Raw genomic sequence first — 20,222 nt, forward strand, 5'->3', positions numbered from 1 at the left:
GGGACAGGCTAGTGTGCCGGGTCACCGCGACCCGTGCGCGATCATCCACTGACCGACCAGAATTCCGCCATCGGCGCCCGCTCGGTAGGGTGGACAAGTCTGACCGCAGGCCCAATGGCGTCCCGACCCTGGTTTCTCAATGCCCTGGGCGGGTGACGTGGGCCCCGTCCTAGAGGATGACCATGAGCGACACCAGCAGCCTGCACCCCAGCTTGCAGCCCACTTTCGAGACCGTTCTGCAGCGCAACGCAGGTGAGGCCGAGTTCCAGCAGGCCGTCTTCGAGGTCATGCAGAGCATGAGCCCCATCGTCGGCACCCACAAGGAGTACGCGGGCCGCTCGATCATCCAGCGCATCTGCGAGCCGGAGCGCCAGATCATCTTCCGGGTGCCGTGGGTCGACGACAAGGGTGAGATCCAGATCAACCGCGGTTTCCGGGTGGAGTTCAACTCGGCCCTGGGCCCCTACAAGGGCGGGCTGCGGTTCCACCCGTCGGTGAACCTGTCGATCATCAAGTTCCTCGGTTTCGAGCAGACCTTCAAGAACGCCCTGACCGGTCTGCCCATTGGCGGTGGCAAGGGCGGGTCGGACTTCGATCCCAAGGGCAAGTCCGACGGCGAGGTCATGCGCTTCTGCCAGTCCTTCATGACCGAGCTGTACCGCCACATCGGTGAGTACACCGACGTGCCGGCCGGTGACATCGGCGTGGGTGGCCGCGAGATTGGTTACCTGTTCGGCCAGTACAAGCGGATCACGAACCGCTACGAGGCCGGCGTCATCACCGGCAAGGGCATCACCTGGGGCGGGTCGCAGGCCCGCAAGGAGGCCACCGGCTACGGCACCGTCTTCTTCGCCGAAGAGATGCTGCGTCGGGTGAACGACTCCTTCGAGGGCAAGCGGGTCATCATCTCCGGTTCCGGCAACGTCGCGATCTACGCGGCCGAGAAGGCGATCCAGTACGGGGCCACCGTGGTCGCCTGTTCCGACTCGTCCGGCTTCGTCGTGGACGAGGACGGTCTGGACATTGAGACCCTCATCGACGTCAAGGAGGTCAACCGCGGACGGCTCAGCGACTACGCCGAGCGTCGCCCCAACGCCGTTCACACCGCGGCGGGCAACGGGTCGTCCATCTGGGACGTGCAGGCCGACGTCGCGCTGCCCTGCGCCACCCAGAACGAGCTGGACGAGGCCCATGCCCGCGAGCTGGTGAAGAACGGCGTCAAGCTGGTGGCCGAGGGCGCCAACATGCCCACCACCCCGGCAGCCCTGGCCGTCTTCCAGGCAGCAGGTGTGCTCTACGCGCCCGGCAAGGCGTCCAATGCCGGCGGGGTGGCCACCAGCGCCCTGGAGATGCAGCAGAACGCCAGCCGTGATTCATGGGACTTCGAGACCACCGAGGAGCGCCTGCGCCAGATCATGATCGACATCCACGACGACTGCATCAACACCGCCGAGGAGTTCGGCGCCGCTGGCGACTACGTCATCGGGGCCAACGTGGCCGGTTTCATTCGGGTGGCCGACGCCATGCTCGCCCTCGGCGTCATCTGACCACCAGCAGTTGAAGAATAGCTGAGATTCTCTTAGGCTTCGGGGTGGTGATGGGTCAAAAGGGGGATTGACATGCGCGTGGGCCGTTGGTTGGCCGGAATCGTACTTCCGGTGTTGGTGCTGCTGGGCGCCGTGGCGACCCCGGCGGCGGCGCTGCCGATCGCCCCGCCCAAGGTGACACCGGTCACCGGCATTCCCGACCCGTGCGCCGCCCGGTTCACGTGGCCGGCGGACGCGACGCCCACCCACACGCGCAACCTGCTGCAGAAGAACTTCGGCATTCGCCTGGTCGGGGACTGGTGGACCGACCCGCAGTACCGCCCCATGGTGAAGATCGTCTGGCAGACGCTGGACGCCGTGAGCTGCACTGATTTCGTCACCCTGACCCGGGCCAAGGTCAACAACACCCTCACCATTGCCGCTGCTCCTACCCGCAGCTGGGCGTGGGGTGACTGGGGCCTGACCCGTCCCGGGGCGCTGACCTTTGACTTCGCCAAGTGGCAGCAGGCACTGGACGAGGGCGACCCGGGCCGGTTGGTGCGTCTGGTCATCCACGAGATGGGCCATGCCTACAGCGTCGACCGCGGCCAGGACCCTGCCTACTGGGCCAGCTTCCACCGCCTCTACGCCAGCGAGGGCCGGTTCTCGGACTACGGGCACAACGACATGGAGACCTATGCCGACGTGCTCGGCTACTACGTCGCCCGCTGCGCCAAGAACAACCCCTATGACAAGCCCGGCAACGAGAAGTACTACGAGTGGGCGCGCACCCAGATCTTCCAGGGCGTGGAGTTCGGCGCCTCGCCGGGCACCCCGGCCAGCTGCTCGGTGGGCTGACTCACTGCGACGAACGGGGTGCCCCGCCCCGGAGTTGGCCGAGCATGGCATGGGTGGCGCCGAGCATGTGCATCGGCAGGACCCACGGTTCTGACGGGTCGTGCCCGGGCCCGCCCAGCCACACCTGTACCGGCGGCTTGGACGCGGCGAGAACGGTCGACAGTTCTTGTGCCTGGCGTCGTCCCCGCGCCGTCGAACTTGAGATCGCCACCGCCCGGGGTCGCAGTTGGCGAACCGCCTGCAGCCAGCCGTCGGTGCTGATGGCGCGGCCCAGGTAGCGCGAGTCGACGCCGTGGCGGCGCAGTGCGACCGAGAACAGCATCGGCACCACGTCGCGTCCGGTTGCCTCCTGCTGGCCGATCAGCACCATGGGGGACGCCCCCGGCTGGCGATGGGCCTGCCACGGGGTCGGGCTGGTCACGGCCTGGGCGAACATGGAGCCCAGGTGCAGGATGATCGCCTGCTCGGCGGCCCGGACGTGAACGTCCAGCAGTTCGGCGCGGCGGCGTCGCTCATCCAGTTCGACCACGGCCTCGGTCAACCAGCCGTCACAAACCATCTCGAAGCCGTCCAGGCCCAGTGCGCGGTCCAGGACCTTGGACAACCGAACCACGTCCAGCGCGGCGGCGGCGTCGGCGAGCTCGGTGGACGGCGGCGGCTGGTCATCGGCAGGGACGTCGTTGATTCGCGGGTCGGAGGTGACGATGGCAGCCGCCGACGACGCGGAGACCCCGGACTCGATGAGCTGAGCCATTGTGCGCAGCCGCTGCACGTCTTCTTCGTTGTACCTGCGATAGGCAGTATCGGTGCGCCGTGGCGAGACCACGCCATAGCGCCGCTCCCAGGCACGCAGCCGGGCCGCGGTCAGTCCTGTCATCGCGACTACCTGTTTTACCGTGTACACGCCCGCCTCCTCTCGACCTGCTCACCGGACAGGACTGTGGCACAGATCGGTCCTCGATATCGCCGCCGGGACAGTTCGTGACCAAACCTTGAAGCCCAAGACCTGCCAAAAGGGGGGGTGGACAGGCTGGCCCTTCCGTGGAAATGTGAGGGCATCAAGGTTGAACAAACATTGTACGACCCTCGGTTTCCCTCGGGCGACCGATGTCGAAAGGAGGCTGTACATGGTTGATTCCACGAAGACCCACCAGTCCTGGGTCGAGCTCGCTCGGTGCCGTGGCGCTGAGGACGACTTGTTCCCCGAAGGCAAGCAGCAGAAGCGTGCGGCTGCCATCTGCATGGGGTGCCCGGTGCGGCAGGACTGCTTGATCGAAGCCCTCGACAACCGTCTGGAATGGGGCATCTGGGGTGGGCTGACCGAACGGGAACGCCGCGCACTCCTTCGCCAGCACCCGGAGGTCACCTCGTGGCGCGAGGTGTTGGCCCCCGAGCGAACAGCTGCCCGGGCCAGCTGACAGACGCATCACCCGGGTCTGTCCCGGAACCCAACGGCGTCCCGCACAGTGCGGGGCGCCGTTGTCATGTCCGCGTTGTCATGTCCGCGTCGTCATGTGCGCCAGGTGCGGGTCGGCTCACCGCTTCCAGGTCACCCGCGTGGTGCCCAGCGAGGTGCGGACGCAACCGGTGGCCGTGACCTGGGTCTGGGTGGACTGGTTCGAGCCACCGGTGCGGGTGGCGTAGGTGTAGGCCATCATCCCCCGCACCTGGTAGCAGGGGTTCAGGACGCCGGAGTTCTCGTCCAGGACGGGCTTGCTGGGGGCATCGGCGGGCGTGATGCTCCAGACCACCTGGGCAGGGAAGTCGGCGTCGGCGGGCCGGGTGCTGCGGAACGGGCAGCTCACCGGATAGAAGCTGTCCGACTGCAGGCAGGTGGTGAAGGCGTCGGTGACGGCCTTGCTGGTGCTGGCCGCGTGGTCGTCGGTCAGACGCGGTTGCAGGGTGATGGTCTTGATGGCGCCCGGCAGCATGTCCAATGTGGGTTCGCTCGGCTGCCAGGTCGGCGCGTCCCCGGTGTAGCTGGGCAGCGGCGTGATCGTGTAGCTGCCGGGGAACAGGGCGATTTGCTGGTCGAGGAAGACACCGATGTCGTCGTTGCTGCCCAGCACGAAGCGCAGCCGCTCCTCGGCGCTGAAGGTGACGTAGGTGAAGGGCTTGTACAGCTTGGTCTTGTTGTCCTCCTGACGCACCGCGAAGTCAGCCGTGAACTCCTGCTCGTTGTGCTTGTAGGTCACGGGCACCGTGTCGTCGGTGACCTTCCCGACCGAGACCAACGACCAGGTGCCGCCCGGGGAGTGCCGCGTCGCGTCGTAGACGTTCCTGAAGTCGATGCCGGCGACGTGCTTGGAGAATTCGGAGTAGCTCGGCTTGGGGGTGTTCAGCAGTTCGAAGAACTCCCGCACGGCCGGCTCGGCCTTGTTGCGGCCGGTGGCGGTCACCGCCCAGATGCCGACCCCGGCGATCAGGATGGCCACCGCGACCAGGATGGCGACCAGCCCGGTGCTGGACTTCTTGGGCGCTGGGGATGGGGCCCATGACTGTGCGTACTGGGAGCCCCAGCCACCGGACGGGTCGTGGCCGGGCTGCTGGACCCAGGGTTGTTGAACCGGGGGCTGATGCACTGGGGGCTGCTGACCCCAGGGCTGTGGGCCCCAGGGCTGCTGCTGGCCGGGGGATTGCGGGTTGTGCGGCGGGTAGGACATGGGCACCTCCGCGAACATGGTGCCATGGTGCCGGGGTCAGGGCGGTCCCCACCCTGCCCGGCTCCCGTGCTGAAGCGCAGGACCGGGACGAGGTGGTGGCCACGGTGTCACGGTGCCGACTCGGGAGGGACTTCTTCGGCCCCTGATGGCTGATCGGGTGTGAAGATGACCAGCAACTCTCCGACTTCATGGGCGGCGGTGGCAGGGTGACGAAAGCGCTGGTGGGCATCGATCGTGTACTGCGTCCGGCGACCGACGCGCCGGCGTTGCAGGTACCCGGCCTCCTCGAGGTCCTTGAGGATGGTCAAAGTGGCCCGGGTGGTGATGCCCACCCGGGCCGCGATGTCGCTCACCCGGGCGTCATCGGCCTTCCAGACAGCCAGCAGGACGTGACCATGGTTGGTCAGCAGGGTCCACGTCGGGCGCACGGTGGGTTCGCCCTCGGAGGGTCCCGGCCCGGGGGGTTCGAGGTGGGTCACTGCGGCCCCCCCGCATCGGCGTCCTGACGCTCCCGTGCCTCCCTGCCCCGCTCCCGTCCCCACACGGGCTGCAGGGCCGCGTCCTCATCGGCACTCGCCACTCGGACCGTCAACGACTCACCCTCAGACGTCAACCACTCACCCTCAGGCGTCGCCCAGGAGACAGCTGCAGCGGTTGAGCGCAGGTGCACGGCTTCACACGCTGCAACAGGGCGCCACCGTTGCAGATGTGCACCGGCGCGATGCGGGAGCGGTCCAGGGGGAGATTGGCCACCCATGCCCACAGCGATACCCCAGGGGGTATATAGTGGTGTCATGGTCTGGGAACTGCAACCCGCGTCCGGGCCGGAGACGGGACGGCGCCGACGCTGACGGTTCCCGTCCGTGAAACGCGCACATTGGTGAGGGAGGGTGACGCCTCCCGAGTGAGGAGATCGTTCATATGACCGAGGTGTCCATCGACCAGTTCGCCGCCGCGAAAGCGAAGGGCGCGTTCATCCTTGACGTCCGCGAGCCGGCCGAGTACGTGCAAGGCCACGTGGCCGGTGCGGAACTCATCCCGCTGGGTGAGGTTCCGCAGCGGATCGCCGCCCTGCCGACGAACCAGCCCGTCTACGTCATCTGTGCCAGCGGCAACCGCAGCCTGCGCGCGACCGAGCACCTGCGCGCAGCGGGGCTCGACGCCCACTCCGTGAGTGGCGGGACCTCAGGCTGGATCCGCGCCGGCCATCGCGTCGTCACCGGCCAGAACGCCGGGGCCTGAGCAGCACCCCACCCCACCAACCCATCCGCCCCCCGGAAGGACCAACTCCATGACCACCACGATCATCTCCATCGAGACCCCCTCGCTCGGCGACCGCAGCTACCTGGTACACGACGGCGAGGTCGCCTTCGTCGTCGATCCGCAGCGCGACATTGACCGCGTCCTGGACGAGGCCGCCAGTGCGGGGGTCGTGATCACCCACGTGTTCGAGACCCACATCCACAACGACTACGTCACCGGCGGCCACGCCTTGGCGGCCGAGACCGGGGCGGCGTACTACGTCAACGCCGAGGAAGAGGTCTCCTTCGAGCGGACCGGCATCCGCGACGGCGACGTGGTCGAGGTCAGCCCCAGCATGCACGTCCGCGCCATGCACACCCCCGGGCACACCTTCACGCACCTCTCCTACGTCCTCGAGGGCGAGGACCCCGCAGTGTTCTCCGGTGGCTCCCTGCTCTTCGGCTCCACGGGACGTCCGGACCTGCTCGGTGAGGCACACACCCACCAGCTCGCCCGGCACCAGTACAGCTCCGCCCGCCGACTGGCCGCCGAGCTGAGCGATGACACGAAGGTCATGCCGACCCATGGGTTCGGCAGCTTCTGCGCCGCCACCTCCGCCGGAGGAGACACCACCGAGTCCACCATCGGTCGCGAGCGGCGCATCAACCCGGTGATGTCCCAGGATGAGGAGGACTTCGTCGCGGACACCCTCGCCGGTCTGGATGCCTACCCCGCCTACTACGTGCACATGGGCCCAGCCAACTCCGCCGGCCCCGATGCCGCCGACCTGTCCGAGCCCGAGCGGGCTGACAAGGACCAGCTGCGTCGTCGGCTCGAGGCGGGCGAGTGGCTGGTGGACCTGCGCACCCGCACCGCCTTCGCGAAGGGCCACGCGCCCGGCACGTTCAACTTCGGGTTGGACGGCCAGTTCGCCACCTACCTGGGCTGGCTCATTCCCTGGGGCACGCCGGTCACGCTCCTCGGCGAGAGTCAGCAGCAGGTGGCCGAGGCCCAGCGCGAACTGACTCGGATCGGCATCGACCGGCCCGCTGCTGCCGCCACCGGACGGCCGGAGGACTGGACCGACGCACCGCTCGCCGCGTTGCCCAGCGCCAGCTTCGCCGACCTCGAACAGGTCCGTCACCACCGGTCCGTCACCGTCCTGGACGTCCGCCGGGTCAGCGAGTGGCGTGAGGGCCACATCGACGGCGCCGTGCACCTTCCCATCCACGAGATCATCAAGCGCATGGACGAGGTGCCTGAGGGTGAACTCTGGGTGCACTGCGCCTCGGGCTACCGCGCCTCCATCGCCGCGTCCCTGGTCGCGGCCACGGGCCGTCGGGTGGTCGTGGTCGACGACAGCTTCGACCGCTCCGCCGAGGCCGCGGGGCTGGAGATCGTCACCGACCAGGCGCCCGCCTCGGCGTGAGCACGCTCGCCGTTGCCGTTGCGATCGGGGTCGTCGTCGGGATCACCCTGGGCGCCCTGGGGGGCGGTGGCTCCATCCTCACCGTCCCCGCCCTCGTCTACCTACTGGGCCTCGACGCCCGCGCCGCGACGACCGGCTCGTTGGTCATCGTCGGCATCACGACCCTGATCGGGATGATTCCCCACCTGCGCGCCGGTCGGGTACGTCTCGGACAGGGCGTCGTTTTCGGCGTCCTCGGCATCGGCGGGGCGTTCCTCGGCTCGTTGCTCTCGACGGCGGTGCCCCCGAACGTCCTGCTCGTCGCCTTCGCGGGACTCATGTTCGTCGTCGCCGGGGTGATGATCCGGCGGCAGCCGGCCCCTGCCCGCAGGCAGGCCGCAGGACAGCCAGAGGTCGAGGCCAGCGCCATCGCGATGCTCACACTGCGCCCGTTCCGCTGCGACTGCCGCGCCGTGGGCGTCCTGCTGCTGACCGCCACCGCGGTCGGGCTGCTCACCGGGTTCTTCGGTGTCGGGGGCGGGTTCGTCGTGGTTCCCGCCCTCGTGCTGGCCATGCGGCTGCCCATGCCGGTGGCCGTCGGCACCTCGCTGGTGGTCATCACCATCAACAGTGCGAGTGCGCTGTTCTCGCGCCTCGGCCAGGACGTCACCCTCGACTGGGTGCTCATTGGCTCCTTCACTGCCGCCTCGGTGGTGGGCAGCCTCCTCGGAGCCCGCATCACCGCGAGGGTGAGCCCTGCCCGACTCCAGTTGGCCTTCACCGTGCTGCTGGTCGTCGTGGCGCTCTACACCGCGGCTCGCAGCATCCCGCAGCTCTTCTGAACCCGGTTCACACAGTCACCTCGTCGCGGAACGGGAGCGACCCGACTAGTCGCGCCAGATGATCTCGCGGCTGTCGGGCTCGGTGCAGCCCACGACCCCATCCCCGTCCAGCTGCCGGGTGACCCGGACGCCTTCCCGGTTGAGGTAGCTGTAGGACAGTGTGCCGCTGACGACGTAGCAGGGAGCCAGCACCGAGGAGCCCACCAGAAAGGTCGGTCGACCAGGGGCGTTGCTGGGGTCGATGCTCCACTGCACCTGCGGGGTGGTTGCCGCCGAGACCGGCACCACCGCCCGGTTCGGACAACCCACCGGGCGGAACTCGTCGGAGGCCAGGCATTCGGCGAACGCGGTGCTGATGCGTTGGGTGATCTCGGCCTCGACGTCGGCGATGACCTTGCCCTGCACGGTCACCTCGCTCTTCGGTCCGGGCAACGCCACGAACTGTGGCTCGATCAGTTCCCAGCCGCGCGCCGGTGAGGATCTCGACGGCGGGATGGCCAGGGTGTGTCGACCCGGGAAGAGCGTGTAGTCGCGTCCGGGTCGCAGCAGGGTGCCGGGGTCGGCGACGACGAACCGCAGGTCTCGGTCCTCAGCCTGGAACCTCACGGTGGGAAAGGGGTCGTCCAGCTTCCAGGTGCGGCCCACCTTGCGGACCGCCATCGTCGCCGTGAAGGGTTCACCGTCCTGGGTGAACGTCACCCGCACCGTGTTGTTGACGATCCCGCCGACCGAGTCGACGCCGTAGCGGCCACGGGGCTTGTTGGTGGTCGCCTCACGGATCCTGGTGGTGGACGTCCCGGTGAGGTACTTGGCGAAGTCATTGGGTCGGGCACCCGGCTTGTTCAGGGTCTCGAAGAACCCCTGGACGCTCTGGCTGGCGAGGCTGTCGTCGTCCTGGCGCGAGGTGAACCCGACCAGGCCGACGGCGATCACCACCAGGACGGCCAGGGCCCTGGCCGTTGGTGTCCTGTCCCAGGACTGCTTCCCGGCGGTGGCCATGGTGACTCCTGTCTGCCGACGTCGGCCCCCATGGTGGCACGGACCGGGGGTCAGCGGCGCGACGCCGGCGAGGCTGCGGACCCGTGTGCCAAGCTGGTGGCATGTCGTCCTACATCGCCATCAACGCCATTTCCGTGCCCGAGGGTCGCGGCCAGGAACTGGAGGCCCGCTTCGCCGCCCGCAAGCACGCCGTTGACACCGAGCCCGGGTTCGAGAGCTTCCAATTGCTGCGTCCGATCGCCGGCGAGGACCGCTACTTCGTGGTCACCACCTGGGCGTCCCGCGAGGCCTTTGAGACCTGGCGGGACAACCGGGCCGCAGCCGCCCATGGTGGTGCGGACTCCGGCGCGGAGCGCCCGCCGGTGGCCACCGGGGCCGAGTTGTTCGAGTTCGAGGTCGTCGAACTCGAGGGCTGAACCGCTCAGCGGGGGTTGCGCTCCCGGGAGGGGCCGGCCAACCGCTGCGCCACCTCGGCGCCACCCATCTTCTCGATGACGGCCAGGTCGCCGACCACGACCAGGCGGTCGGTGGCCCGCGACAGCCCCACGTAGAGCCGTTCGCGGCTGCGGTCGCGGGTGCCGTCCTCGTTGATGCACAGCACCACCGCGCGACGCTCCAGGCCCTTGAAACCGAGCACGTGGCTGTAGAAGACGTCGTCGTGGGAGCCGACGTCATCCCAGTACTCGGCGAAGCCCATCGCCTGCTGCCGCTCGACCTGCACGGGGTGACGTCTGCCCGTGGTGAGCAGCACCACGTCCTGCGGGTTCCAGCCCTCGTCCAGCAGCACGTCGACCTGCTCGTCGGCCGCGTCGAGCGCCTCGGCGGTCGAGGTCTGGACGAATCCGACCTCGGGCCCGTCCGAGCCGCGCAGGTTCATTGAGGTCGGTGCCAGGGGGACGAAACTCTGGGCGATCTGGCGGGTGTTGCGCAGGTTGTGGTCGAGCACCAGCGGCACCAGGGCGACGGGGGGACGCCCGAACCGGTTGAAGACCCGCTGGCGTTCGTCGGCGTAGGCGTAGACGCCGCCTCGGTCCTCGTCCCTCAACCCCTTCAGCAGGGCCTGCCACCAGTCGTGGGCGAAATCCTGGGCCTCGTCGATGATGATGGAGTCGAACAACTGGTCGTGGCCCAGACCGGCGGCGGCCTGGGTCATCCGGGCGGGCAGGTCGATCTCCCAGAAGTGGGAGTCCAGCCGGTCGCCAGTGATCTCGACGCCCCACTGGCGGGCCAGGTCCTCGAAGGTGCCCACGAACGCGGGCCGCTTCTTGCGCGAACCCACCAACAGCGCGCCGGCGAGGTGCCTGGCCAGACCGTAGGAGTAGCAGACGACCGCGACCCGCTGCGGCTGACCGGTCAACTGCCCCGACGCCAGCTCGGCGGCCTGGCGCTCGGCCAGGACCGTCTTGCCGCTGCCGGCGCCGCCGCGCACCTCGACCCGATTGACCAGGCGGATGACCTTCAGCAGGTTGGTCTGCTCCATGGTCAGGCGGTGGCTGAGCGCCTGCCGGTCCTCGGCCAGCGCCACCGGGTCGATCCCCGGCAGGTGGCGTCCGGTCAGGATGTCGCGGATCAGGTCGATGTCGTCGGCGTCGGGGATTCGGGCGTCGGTGCGGTGCAGCGAGGTGGTGTCCCAGACGCGATCACCGACCATCTCCAGGTCGCTGGCGCCGCTGATCTGCCAGCGAGGACAGTCCGGGGTCGCGAAGTCGTCGGCCAGGGCGGTGTTGGCGAGGACCACGTGATGGCTCCAGCGCACCCGAGTCCGCGAACCCCAGCGGGGGTCTGACTCGACGTAGTGCCGCATCGAGTAGCAGGAGTCGCGCGCCTGGCCGACCGGATGGATCACCTCCGTGCCGGCGGCGCGGACGATCCGCCAGTTCTCCCCGTCGTGCCACACGTGGGAACCCTTCACCTCGATGGTGACGATGCCCGACCCCGGCATCAGTGCCACCAGGTCGACCTCGTGGTCCTTGTGCTGGTCGGTGAGCCGGAAGTTCGCCAGCAGGGTGCTGCCATCCAGCTGTCGGCACAGGCGGCGCCAGACGTCGGATTCCGAGGTGGTGACGAAGCTGGGCTCGGCGGGGATCGATCGTGCCGCCACGTCAGATGATCCGGTAGTTGACCGTCATCACCTGCGACTGACCCGGCGCGACCGTGATGGCGTTGTGCAGGACATTTCCGGACTCGACGCACACCATTCGCCGGTAGTCCTGGTCATCGAAGTCGTCCATGGTCTGCGCCTTGGCTGCCCCGGGGTTCCACACCACTGTCGACTTCGATCCCGTGGTGGTGATCTCCAGGGTGCGCTGACCGGTGGCCACCCGGACCGTCGCCGAGGTGTCGTAGACGCGGTCGACCTGGCCGCTGATGACCAGGTCACCGGTCTGGGTGCGGGCCTTGCGCTCGACCTTGTCCCAGTACGGGGACTGGTCAAGGCCGCTGATGGTCACCTGCTCGACGTCGGGGACCGCCAGGTAGGTGTGCAGCAGGGTCTCGACGTCAATCAGGCTGCCGCCGGAGATGACCTCGAACTCCAGCACCAACTCGGCGCCCAGGTGCATGGTGTAGCGCACCGACGCGTCGGACGGGACGTGGCGATCGTACGGCAGGTTGGCGAGGGCCGCCCCGGACAACTCCCAGGTGAGGCTGACGGTGCCGTCCCGGGTGGCCGACGCGTCGACCAGCGTCCAGTTGACCAGCCGGGCCCATCCATGGCTGGGTTCCAAGGTGACCACTGGCTCGTGGTGGGACGCGGAGGTGGCGAGGTGGTTTCGTCCGCCCCCGAACCAGGGGAAGCACACCGGAATGCCGCCGCGAATCGCGACCCCGGGCTGCCACCGCGAGTCCTCGCTGAGGTACAGCACCGGGTCGGCGCCGGCCGGTTTCCAGCCCACGATCTGGGCACCTTGCAGGGTCACCGTCGCCTCGACGGCGCGGGTGCTGATCGTGACGGCGGGCATGGGTTCGTCCACCATGCTCACGCCCTTGGGCAGTGCGACATCAGTCATGACTTGAACCTAGTCCGCGGCGCGACCCTGCGCCGCGTCCATGGTTGAATCGGGCGGTACCCCCGTGGATGGGGGACTCACGAACGGAGAACCCATGGCCACGCTGGTCTTCCTGCACGCCCACCCGGACGACGAGGCGACCTCGACCGGCGGGACGATGGCGCTGGCCCATGACCTGGGCCACCGGGTGGTGTGGATCTGCTGCACCGACGGGTCGCAGGGCACCCCCACCGGTGACGCCGACGAGTCGGTGGCCGCCGTCCGGCGCCGGGAGGCCTTGGACAGTGCCGCCATCCTGGGCGTCGACCGGGTGGTCTTCCTCGACCACCTCGACTCGGGCATGACGGGTTGGCAGAGCAACAAGGACCCGGATGCCTTCATGAATGTTGACCCGCAGGTGGTGGGTCGCGACGTCGCCGAGATCCTGGACGAGGAGCAGGCCGACGTGCTGGTCGGCTACGACTGGCACGGCAACTACGGCCACCCCGACCACGTGATGGTGCACAAGGTGATGAACGCCGCCGCCGATCAGGCCGCCACCAGGCCCCGGGTGCTGCAGGCCACGATGAATCGCGACGCCATGCGCGAGGGCTACGACGCCGAGTCCGACATCGGCATTGACCCCGATGCCCCCTCAGACGACGGCAACCCCTTCGGCACCCCCGAATCGGAACTGGCCTGGAAGATCGACGTCAGCCAGACCGTGATGCGCAAGCGGGCGGCCCTGGCCGCGCACGCCAGCCAGAGCGATGCCAAGCAGTTGCTCGAGATGCCCGAGGAGTTCTTCATGCTGGCCTTCCGCCACGAGTACTTCATCGAGGAGGGCGTCGGCCCTATGCGGGAGGCGTGGCCGTTCGCATGATGCGTCGGGCGATCAGCAGGATCACCGCGACCGGTGCCACCAGCAGCAGCACCACCACCAGCAGCCCGACCAGCCCGCCGGCGGTGTTCTGGTAGATGGTGTGCACCTGTTGGTAGTCGCTCAGCTGGGGGTCGGCGGCGAAGGTGATGTCGTGGCTGATGTCGGCGGGGTCGTAGTAGAACGCCTCGTAGGCGGTGAGGTGCACCATGTCACCGGGGACCAGACGATTGTCGAGCTGGTCGCTGGGGATCTTCCCCGAGAAGACCAGGTTCAGCGGGTGGTGCTCGCTGGCGTCCTGGCTGACGGCCATCGGACCCGCGGCCAGCACGTAGAGGCGCAGGTTCTGCTCGATGCTGGCCTGCGCCGACAACAGGATGGGGTAGACCGGCTGCGCCGTCGCAAAGGTCATCCGCAGCGGTGGCAGTGCCTCCTGGAACGCGGTACCGCCCGTCCTGGCGGTCAGCCTGACCGCCTGCAGCACCCAACCCTGGTCGAGGTAGGTCTGGAAGGCGGGGACCAGGTCGTCGCGGCTGGGGTAGCCGTTGCTGCTCAACCAGTCGTTGACGGCACCGGCGTCCGTGCCGGTCAGCGTCGTCACCGTGAACGGGCCCACCTCGGCGGTGCGCAGCACCTGGGCGCCGGTCGAGCGCGGCTCGGCGCCGGTGCCGTCCGAGCCCACCCCGAAGAAGTGGTCGAGCGGCCGGAAGACCTTCTTCACCTCGACCCGGGGCGCCGAGGCCCTGGCCAGCACCGAGATGTCGTCGCTCGACCCCAGGGTGATGTCGGCCACGGTCGGGGTCGGCATGATCCATCCGGCGTTCTTCGTCGACCGGTCGAGCATCATGGACATGTCAATGGACTGCCGCTTGCCGTCCCAGGCCAGGATGGAGACCTCGCCGCTGACCTTGGCCTCGGAGATCACCGCCCCGCAGGCGCAGGCCGCGGCCCGGTGCGGGCTCACCAGTACACCGGCCGACAGCAGCAGCGCCGCCACCAGCGAGGCCACCAGTCGGACGTGGATTCGGTTCATGACTCGAGGGTAGGTGACGGCCGCCGGAATGTCGCCGCGGCTGTGTCGTCGGCTCGCTGGGCCTCCCTGCGACCGCAGTGTGCACGGGTGACGTTCGTGACCATTCGACTGTGGCGAATTTCATCCCGTAGTCGGTGGATTTCTGCCCACTGACGAGTCGTCACCGTAGTTTCGCTGCCCTCTCGTCGTAGGTTCGCTGCGCCTCGCGGAGTCAGCCTTCACCAGGACGACTACCCTCGTCGTGACCCCGAGGAAGGCCACCGCATGGACGTCGTCATCGCCGACACCGAACACCTGCTGGACGAACACCACCGCATTCGCCGCGAGGTCTTCATCGACGAGCAGGGCGTCACCGAGGACGAGGAGTGGGACGGCCGCGACGAACTTCCCGGCACCCTGCGGGTGGTCGGGCTCCAGGACGGTGAGGTGGTCGCGGCCGGACGACTGCTCGACCTGGACAGCCGAGACCCGGACAGCCGAGACCTGGACAGCCCGGACCCGGACACCGGAGACCTGGACAGCATCGTCGCCCACCTCGGACGGGTGGCGGTGGCCGCCAGCCACCGCGGCACCGGACTGGGTCGGGAACTGATGGTGGGACTGGAGCGACTGGCTGCCGAGCACACCGCCGGCCCGCTGCGGCTGCTGCTGGACGCCCAGGAGTACGCGTCCGGCTTCTACGCCTCGCTCGGCTACCAGCGCACCGCCCGGGAGCGATTCCTGGACGCTCGGATCTGGCATGTCGAGATGGCCAAGCGGGTGCGCTAGAACAGGCCGTCCTCGACCGGCGGCGCATGGGTCGGGTCGACACCGCGGAACAGCTTGGACACCGACTTGCCGGCATGGATCCGACGGATCGCGTCGGCGAACAGGGGCGCCACCGAGCGGGTCACCAGACCGGGCCAGTCCTTCGGACGGGGCACCGTGTTGGTGCAGACCACCTCGCAGATGAAGGGGTGGTTGCTGAGCCGTTCGACGGCCTTGCCGGTGAACAGGCCGTGGGTGGTGGTCACGGCAGCGTCGAGTGCGCCGAACTCCTTGAGGCGGTCCACCAGTTCGAGGATCGAACCGCCGGTGGCGATCTCGTCGTCCAGCACGATCGCATGCTTGCCGGCCACGTCACCGACGATCGAGTCGATCACCACCTGGTCGTCGGCCAGCCGCTGCTTCTGGCCCGCCGCCACCGGCAGATTCAGCAGTCGGGCGAACTGGCTGGCCTGCTTGGCAGCACCCAGGTCGGGGGAGACGACGACATGGTGGGACAGGTCGCGTCCGCGGTAGTGGTTGGCCAGTTCGCCAATGGCGGTGAGGTGGTCGACCGGGCAGCTGAAGAAGCCATGCACCTGGGGTGAGTGCAGGTTCATGGTCAGCACCCGGCTGACGCCGGCGGTGTGCAGCATGTCGGCGACCAGCCGGCCACCCAGCGAGATGCGCGACTTGTCCTTCTTGTCCGAGCGGGCATAGGCGAAGTGCGGCATCACAGCCGTGATCTGCGCGGCCGAGGCACCCCGGGCGGCATCCACCATCATCAACAACTCGACCAGGTGCTCCTGGGTCGGCGGCACCAGGGGCTGGACGATGAACACGTCGCGCTTGCGGCAGTTGGCCAGCAGTTGGGCCTGCACGCAGTCATTGCTGAACCGGCTGGTGACCGACCCCGACAGCGGCACCCCGAGTTCCGTGCAGACCTCCTCGGCGAACGCCTGGTGCGCTGAACCGCTGAAGATGACGATCTTGTCACTCACCCTGTGGGCCCCTGTCTGGTCGCCGGTGGCCCCAGCGTAGCCACCCGGGGCCGACGGCAGACCGGCGTCCGTGTATCAGGGCGACCCGCACCTGCTCCTGTCTCGTGGAGCACCAATCCGCGAGAAGGGATCCGGCCATGGCCGAACTGCAGGTGTGGGGTGAGGCAGTCGTTGCGACCGCCATCGGAGCGACCGTCTGGAACGAGCGGACGGTGCTGGCCACCGACTGGTCGAGCGGCGCATTGCACGCATTCACCGTCGAGACCGGCGAGTACACCGCCTGGGGTGACGGCTACCTGCACCCCGAGGGCATCGCCATCACCGGTGACGCGGCGCTGGTCGTGGAGCAGGCCGGGGTGCTGCTGCACCAGGACCTGCTCAACCCCGGCCGCGCCAACGCCACCACCGTCGCCACCGGACTCGGGTCGGCCCACGCGGTCGTCTGGGTCGACGACGTTGCCCACGTCACCGACCACGCCGGTGGACGCATCCTGGCGGTCACCGTGTCCACCGGCGCGGTCGAGGTGGTGGTCGATGGCCTGGCCAAGCCCCTGGGCCTGCTCGTCGGCGAGCAGGGCGAGTACTACGTCACCGAACAGGGCACCGGTGCCCTGACCCGGATCGACCCCGACGGTGCTCGGACCACCATCGTCAGCGGCCTGGTCTCACCGTTCCTGCTGTCGTGGACCAGCGCCGCCCGCGCCGCCATCCTGGTCACCGAACGCGCCCCGGCGCACCGGGTGGGCCTGGTCGACCTGCACCAGGCACCACCCACCCTGCAGCGCCTGGTCGGACGGGGCATCAGCCAACCCTCGCAGGCCCTCATCTGCCGCGACCGGCTGGTCGTCACCGGCGCCGGACGGCTGATCAGCATGGACGCCACCCGACTCGACGGCCAGGTCCACCTGGAACTACCGGACGGCCCGCTGTGGCCGGGTGCCTGGGTCGACGTCCCCATCGACACTGGCGTCACCGGTTACACGCGTGCCGACCTCGACATCACTGTCCAGGGCGCCCCGCTGGTCGAGATCAGCACCCATCCGGCGGTCGACGCCGACCCGACCCGTCCAACGATCAGATTGCTCGCCGGCGCCTTGACGGGCGCGACCGATGTCGTCGCCAGCGACGCCACCAGCGGTGAGGAACTGGGCCGGGCCACCCTCACCGTCGACTTCGACGCAGGTCCGCTGGTCGACGGCCCGCCACTGTGGCTCGACAACCCCACCGACCCACCGCTGCTGATGAAGTTCCTGAGCTCTGTGCCGGGCACCGATGACGCCGGGCAGTTGCGTCCGCGGGATGCTGCCGGCAACGTCCTGGCCGACTGGCGGGTCGTGATGGTGCTGGTCGACACCAATGACGCCCTGTGGCCGACCACCGTCACCGCCACCACCCCCGCGCCGACCGTTGCCACCGCCCAGACCACCTGGCGCGACTGGCTGACCGCTGCCAATGGGGTCGACACCTTCTTCACCGAGCTGTCCGGCGGACGGATGGGCATGACCCTGGTCTCCGGCGGTGTGCTGGGCCCGGTCAACCTGGGCGGCACCTGGGGGGACTGGCACGTGATGAAGGACGGCAACTGGGCACCCAAGGACGAGGTGCTCGATCGGGTCGTCGGCGCCCTGCAGGGCACCCCGAACGTGAACTGGACCGCCGTCGACGCGGTGTTCATGGTGATGCGCTCGGCCGGCGGCAACTTCGTCTGGCCACGGGCGTCCATCGGCAGGACGCAGAATGTCACCGTCAAGAATCCGGCGGGCAAGGACACCTCGGTCAAACTCGCCAAGGTGACCATGCCGCACAACCACACCACCGTGCCCACCCTCGGGTTCACCCACGTCGAGCTCAGTTCCCACGAGCTGGGCCACACCCTGGGACTCGACGACATCTACATGAGCGGGTGGCCGGCGGCGATGGCCGCACGTGACCTGGGGCAGCGTGAACTGATGGGCAACCAGCAGGGACTGCCGCACCTGTGCGCCCGACACAAGACGCTGCTGGGGTTCCTGGACCCAGGCCATGTGCGCAGCTTCACGGTGGGCTTCGCCGAGACCAACATTCTGGTCGACCTGGTGCCGGTGGCCTCGGGGCCCCCGCCGGCAGGCCGCTTCTCGGCCATCGAGGTGCGGATCGCGCCACGCCTGTCCTGGTACTTCGAGTTGCGCCAGTCCGTACCCGCCAGGATCGGTGACACCACCACCTTCCCCGCCGGCGGGGAGATCATCGGCTACGACGCCATCAGCTACGAGCGTCCCGCGATCATCGCCGACACGCGCCGCCCGATCATCCTGCTGCTGGACGACGGCGACGGGCAGGGCCCGCTGCTGGCCACCGGTGAGGACTACGAGTCACTGGACGCCGCGAACCAGAACAACATCCAACGATTCATGCTCGAGGTCGTCTCGATCACAGCGGGCGTGGCCCGGGTGAGGATCAACATCGGACGGGTCGACCAGCCCGACCCGGTGCTGCTCAACAATGCCGGCGAGCTCAGCGACCACAAGAGCCCCGACATCGAGATTCGTCATGCGGTCAGCGATGTCGACCCGACATGGCTCAACAAGCCGCTGGTGGGTGAACCGAACCGGGTGGTGGCCAAGGTGCACAACGAGGGTGGCCTGGCCGCCCCGAACGTGTCGGTCCGGTTCCAGGTGCTGCCGTTCAACACCGACGACAAGAACTCCGAACGGTGGACGCCGCTGCCCGGCCCGGGCCTGGATCCGCGAGTCACCCATGACGTGCCGGCGGGTGCCACCGTGGAGTTCCAGGTGGACTGGCAGCCACCCGAGGATCGCCACTACTGCGTGCAGGCACGGATCGACCGTTACGTGCGGGTACCCGGGGCAGCCGCCGACGAGCCGGATGTGGACAACAACCTGGCCCAGTCGAACTACTTCGAGATCTTCTCCAAGCCGAAGTCGCCAGCCACCCGTGAGGTGTCGCTGATCGAGGTGCACAATCCGTTCCACCACCCGATCGACGCCCAGGTCGAGGTGAGCCAGGACTCGACGAAGTACCGGTCCTACGTCGACCACCGCTGGCTGCACCTGATGGCCGGCCAGACCCGGATGGTGCGCCTCGAAGTGGAGTCCAAGGCGACCTCGATCTGGGACGCCATTGAATCGCACTGGCCCGACGGCAGGACGTGGTTGCGCACCTGGCTGCCCGGGGCGGGCTGCACAGCGACGACCGGGACCGGGGTAACCCTGGGGACGATCACCGCCGTCGAATCGACGATGCGGGTGGGGGAACGTGGCCACGGCACCTACTGGTTGCTGGTCCAGGGACCCGACGGGGCACCACCACCACCCGACGGCACGGTCGTCGTCCGGGTGGTCTACGAGGACGGCCAGGAGCAGACCGTGACCGCCGAGGTGGAGGACGGCACGGCGATGGTTCAGGTGGAGCCTCGCGCCGGACGTGCGACGGCCTGGTACTCGGGCACCAGCGCCTATGCCCCGATCGCGGGCTGGGAGTTCGAGGTCACCGAGGACTAGGAACCCTGCCGCCGGCCCCGCCCTAGACTGGGACCCATGACACACGCTCCTGAATCGGTGGCCACGACAACCACCGCTGTTGATCCCGTCCGCGTCGAGGCCCGGCGCAAGCCGCTGTTCTACGCCTCGGCGGCCACCACCGTGCTGATGCTGGTGATGCTGGGGCTGGGCATCGGCATCGCCGCGGACAACCACGGCCTGCGCGACGCGCACAAGGGCATCGCGTACCTGCTGATCGTTCTCTCGATCGTCGCCGCGGTGTTGGCCTGGCGCTATGGCAAGGCCAAGGCCAACCTGGGCACCTTCTTCCACGCCCTGTCGCTGCCGATCCTGCTGCTCGTCCAGTTCGCGATCGGCGAGGCCGACGTCGAGATGATCCACATCGTGCTCGGTGTCCTCATCCTGATCGCCACCGTCGCGTTGACCACCCTGAGCTCGCGCAGGACCAAGGCCGTCTGAGCAACCACGCAGAAAGCCGCCGCCGGACCAGGGTCCGGCGGCGGCTTTGTTGTCTGTCAGCGGGCTGTCTGTCAGTGGGC

General features: G+C 68.5%; 19 protein-coding genes. 11 read left to right on the plus strand and 8 right to left on the minus strand.

Annotation, left to right across the window (positions count from 1 at the left end):
* Positions 1 to 176: 176 nt before the first annotated feature.
* Entirely contained in the window at positions 177 to 1,547 is a 1,371-nt protein-coding gene (gdhA, locus tag IPV09_RS03960) for an NADP-specific glutamate dehydrogenase (protein ID WP_207473852.1), read from the plus strand.
* Between the two features lie 72 nt (positions 1,548 to 1,619).
* Positions 1,620 to 2,384, plus strand: coding sequence for a hypothetical protein (locus tag IPV09_RS03965; protein WP_207473853.1), 765 nt, complete (start codon positions 1,620 to 1,622; stop codon positions 2,382 to 2,384).
* A 1-nt stretch (position 2,385) separates the two neighbouring features.
* Here the strand turns inward: IPV09_RS03965 and IPV09_RS03970 are convergent, their stop codons facing one another.
* Positions 2,386 to 3,288, minus strand: coding sequence for a MerR family transcriptional regulator (locus IPV09_RS03970; protein WP_370590212.1), 903 nt, complete (start codon positions 3,286 to 3,288; stop codon positions 2,386 to 2,388).
* Positions 3,289 to 3,511: 223 nt separating this feature from the next.
* Here IPV09_RS03970 and IPV09_RS03975 point away from each other — a divergent pair, with 223 nt between their 5' ends.
* Positions 3,512 to 3,802, plus strand: coding sequence for a WhiB family transcriptional regulator (locus IPV09_RS03975; RefSeq protein WP_207473856.1), 291 nt, complete (start codon positions 3,512 to 3,514; stop codon positions 3,800 to 3,802).
* 117 nt (positions 3,803 to 3,919) lie between these two features.
* Here IPV09_RS03975 and IPV09_RS03980 read toward each other — a convergent pair whose 3' ends face one another.
* A complete protein-coding gene (locus tag IPV09_RS03980; protein WP_207473858.1) occupies positions 3,920 to 5,065 on the minus strand; it encodes a hypothetical protein in 1,146 nt (381 codons plus the stop codon).
* Between the two features lie 89 nt (positions 5,066 to 5,154).
* Positions 5,155 to 5,526: a winged helix-turn-helix domain-containing protein gene (locus tag IPV09_RS03985; RefSeq protein ID WP_207473860.1), complete on the minus strand. Its 372-nt coding sequence runs from the start codon at positions 5,524 to 5,526 to the stop codon at positions 5,155 to 5,157.
* Between the two features lie 442 nt (positions 5,527 to 5,968).
* On the opposite strand from IPV09_RS03985, the gene IPV09_RS03990 reads away from it, so the two are divergent.
* Genes IPV09_RS03990 through IPV09_RS04000 form a run of 3 tightly spaced genes read left to right on the plus strand, consistent with a single transcriptional unit; the run spans position 5,969 to position 8,539 of the window.
* Entirely contained in the window at positions 5,969 to 6,289 is a 321-nt protein-coding gene (locus tag IPV09_RS03990; RefSeq protein ID WP_207473862.1) for a rhodanese-like domain-containing protein, read from the plus strand.
* Positions 6,290 to 6,338: 49 nt separating this feature from the next.
* On the plus strand, positions 6,339 to 7,718 hold the full coding sequence (locus tag IPV09_RS03995) for a rhodanese-like domain-containing protein (RefSeq protein ID WP_207473864.1): 1,380 nt from the start codon (positions 6,339 to 6,341) through the stop codon (positions 7,716 to 7,718).
* On the plus strand, positions 7,715 to 8,539 hold the full coding sequence (locus tag IPV09_RS04000; protein WP_207473865.1) for a sulfite exporter TauE/SafE family protein: 825 nt from the start codon (positions 7,715 to 7,717) through the stop codon (positions 8,537 to 8,539). The genes IPV09_RS03995 and IPV09_RS04000 overlap by 4 nt, the downstream gene beginning before the upstream one ends.
* Positions 8,540 to 8,584: 45 nt before the next feature.
* Here IPV09_RS04000 and IPV09_RS04005 read toward each other — a convergent pair whose 3' ends face one another.
* Complete coding sequence (locus IPV09_RS04005; RefSeq protein ID WP_207473866.1) at positions 8,585 to 9,538, minus strand: hypothetical protein; 954 nt, start codon at positions 9,536 to 9,538, stop codon at positions 8,585 to 8,587.
* A gap of 101 nt (positions 9,539 to 9,639) precedes the next feature.
* Between IPV09_RS04005 and IPV09_RS04010 the strand changes: the two genes are divergently transcribed.
* A complete protein-coding gene (locus tag IPV09_RS04010; protein ID WP_207473867.1) occupies positions 9,640 to 9,954 on the plus strand; it encodes an antibiotic biosynthesis monooxygenase in 315 nt (104 codons plus the stop codon).
* Positions 9,955 to 9,959: 5 nt separating this feature from the next.
* On the opposite strand, the gene IPV09_RS14575 is transcribed toward IPV09_RS04010, so the two are convergent.
* Entirely contained in the window at positions 9,960 to 11,639 is a 1,680-nt protein-coding gene (locus tag IPV09_RS14575; protein WP_207473868.1) for an ATP-binding domain-containing protein, read from the minus strand.
* Position 11,640: 1 nt separating this feature from the next.
* Entirely contained in the window at positions 11,641 to 12,546 is a 906-nt protein-coding gene (locus tag IPV09_RS04020; protein ID WP_207473869.1) for a D-hexose-6-phosphate mutarotase, read from the minus strand.
* Positions 12,547 to 12,640: 94 nt separating this feature from the next.
* On the opposite strand from IPV09_RS04020, the gene IPV09_RS04025 reads away from it, so the two are divergent.
* Entirely contained in the window at positions 12,641 to 13,408 is a 768-nt protein-coding gene (locus IPV09_RS04025) for a PIG-L deacetylase family protein (RefSeq protein WP_207473870.1), read from the plus strand.
* Here IPV09_RS04025 and IPV09_RS04030 read toward each other — a convergent pair.
* Complete coding sequence (locus tag IPV09_RS04030; RefSeq protein ID WP_207473872.1) at positions 13,380 to 14,438, minus strand: DUF2330 domain-containing protein; 1,059 nt, start codon at positions 14,436 to 14,438, stop codon at positions 13,380 to 13,382. The two genes, IPV09_RS04025 and IPV09_RS04030, sit on opposite strands and share 29 nt — an antisense overlap.
* Positions 14,439 to 14,702: 264 nt before the next feature.
* Here IPV09_RS04030 and IPV09_RS04035 point away from each other — a divergent pair, with 264 nt between their 5' ends.
* The gene (locus IPV09_RS04035; protein ID WP_207473874.1) at positions 14,703 to 15,206 is read left to right on the plus strand and encodes a GNAT family N-acetyltransferase; all 504 of its coding nucleotides are present in this window, start codon (positions 14,703 to 14,705) and stop codon (positions 15,204 to 15,206) included.
* Here the strand turns inward: IPV09_RS04035 and IPV09_RS04040 are convergent.
* The gene (locus tag IPV09_RS04040) at positions 15,203 to 16,183 is read right to left on the minus strand and encodes a ribose-phosphate pyrophosphokinase (protein WP_207473875.1); all 981 of its coding nucleotides are present in this window, start codon (positions 16,181 to 16,183) and stop codon (positions 15,203 to 15,205) included. The two genes, IPV09_RS04035 and IPV09_RS04040, sit on opposite strands and share 4 nt — an antisense overlap.
* Before the next feature lie 137 nt (positions 16,184 to 16,320).
* Between IPV09_RS04040 and IPV09_RS04045 the strand changes: the two genes are divergently transcribed.
* Entirely contained in the window at positions 16,321 to 19,683 is a 3,363-nt protein-coding gene (locus IPV09_RS04045) for a hypothetical protein (RefSeq protein WP_207473877.1), read from the plus strand.
* Positions 19,684 to 19,719: 36 nt separating this feature from the next.
* Entirely contained in the window at positions 19,720 to 20,142 is a 423-nt protein-coding gene (locus tag IPV09_RS04050; RefSeq protein ID WP_207473878.1) for a hypothetical protein, read from the plus strand.
* Positions 20,143 to 20,222: the final 80 nt, after the last annotated feature.

The organism is Tessaracoccus sp. SD287, from assembly GCF_017355265.1.
GTDB lineage: Bacteria > Actinomycetota > Actinomycetes > Propionibacteriales > Propionibacteriaceae > Aestuariimicrobium.

Excerpts from the sequence above, each read along its gene's own strand:
- gdhA (WP_207473852.1), top strand. The coding sequence starts at position 177 with ATGACCATGAGCGACACCAGCAGCCTGCACCCCAGCTTGCAGCCCACT.
- IPV09_RS03965 (WP_207473853.1), top strand. The coding sequence starts at position 1,620 with ATGCGCGTGGGCCGTTGGTTGGCCGGAATCGTACTTCCGGTGTTGGTG.
- IPV09_RS03975 (WP_207473856.1), top strand. The coding sequence starts at position 3,512 with ATGGTTGATTCCACGAAGACCCACCAGTCCTGGGTCGAGCTCGCTCGG.
- IPV09_RS03980 (WP_207473858.1), bottom strand. The coding sequence starts at position 5,065 with ATGTTCGCGGAGGTGCCCATGTCCTACCCGCCGCACAACCCGCAATCC.
- IPV09_RS03990 (WP_207473862.1), top strand. The coding sequence starts at position 5,969 with ATGACCGAGGTGTCCATCGACCAGTTCGCCGCCGCGAAAGCGAAGGGC.
- IPV09_RS03995 (WP_207473864.1), top strand. The coding sequence starts at position 6,339 with ATGACCACCACGATCATCTCCATCGAGACCCCCTCGCTCGGCGACCGC.
- IPV09_RS04005 (WP_207473866.1), bottom strand. The coding sequence starts at position 9,538 with ATGGCCACCGCCGGGAAGCAGTCCTGGGACAGGACACCAACGGCCAGG.
- IPV09_RS04010 (WP_207473867.1), top strand. The coding sequence starts at position 9,640 with ATGTCGTCCTACATCGCCATCAACGCCATTTCCGTGCCCGAGGGTCGC.
- IPV09_RS04020 (WP_207473869.1), bottom strand. The coding sequence starts at position 12,546 with ATGACTGATGTCGCACTGCCCAAGGGCGTGAGCATGGTGGACGAACCC.
- IPV09_RS04025 (WP_207473870.1), top strand. The coding sequence starts at position 12,641 with ATGGCCACGCTGGTCTTCCTGCACGCCCACCCGGACGACGAGGCGACC.
- IPV09_RS04030 (WP_207473872.1), bottom strand. The coding sequence starts at position 14,438 with ATGAACCGAATCCACGTCCGACTGGTGGCCTCGCTGGTGGCGGCGCTG.
- IPV09_RS04035 (WP_207473874.1), top strand. The coding sequence starts at position 14,703 with ATGGACGTCGTCATCGCCGACACCGAACACCTGCTGGACGAACACCAC.
- IPV09_RS04045 (WP_207473877.1), top strand. The coding sequence starts at position 16,321 with ATGGCCGAACTGCAGGTGTGGGGTGAGGCAGTCGTTGCGACCGCCATC.
- IPV09_RS04050 (WP_207473878.1), top strand. The coding sequence starts at position 19,720 with ATGACACACGCTCCTGAATCGGTGGCCACGACAACCACCGCTGTTGAT.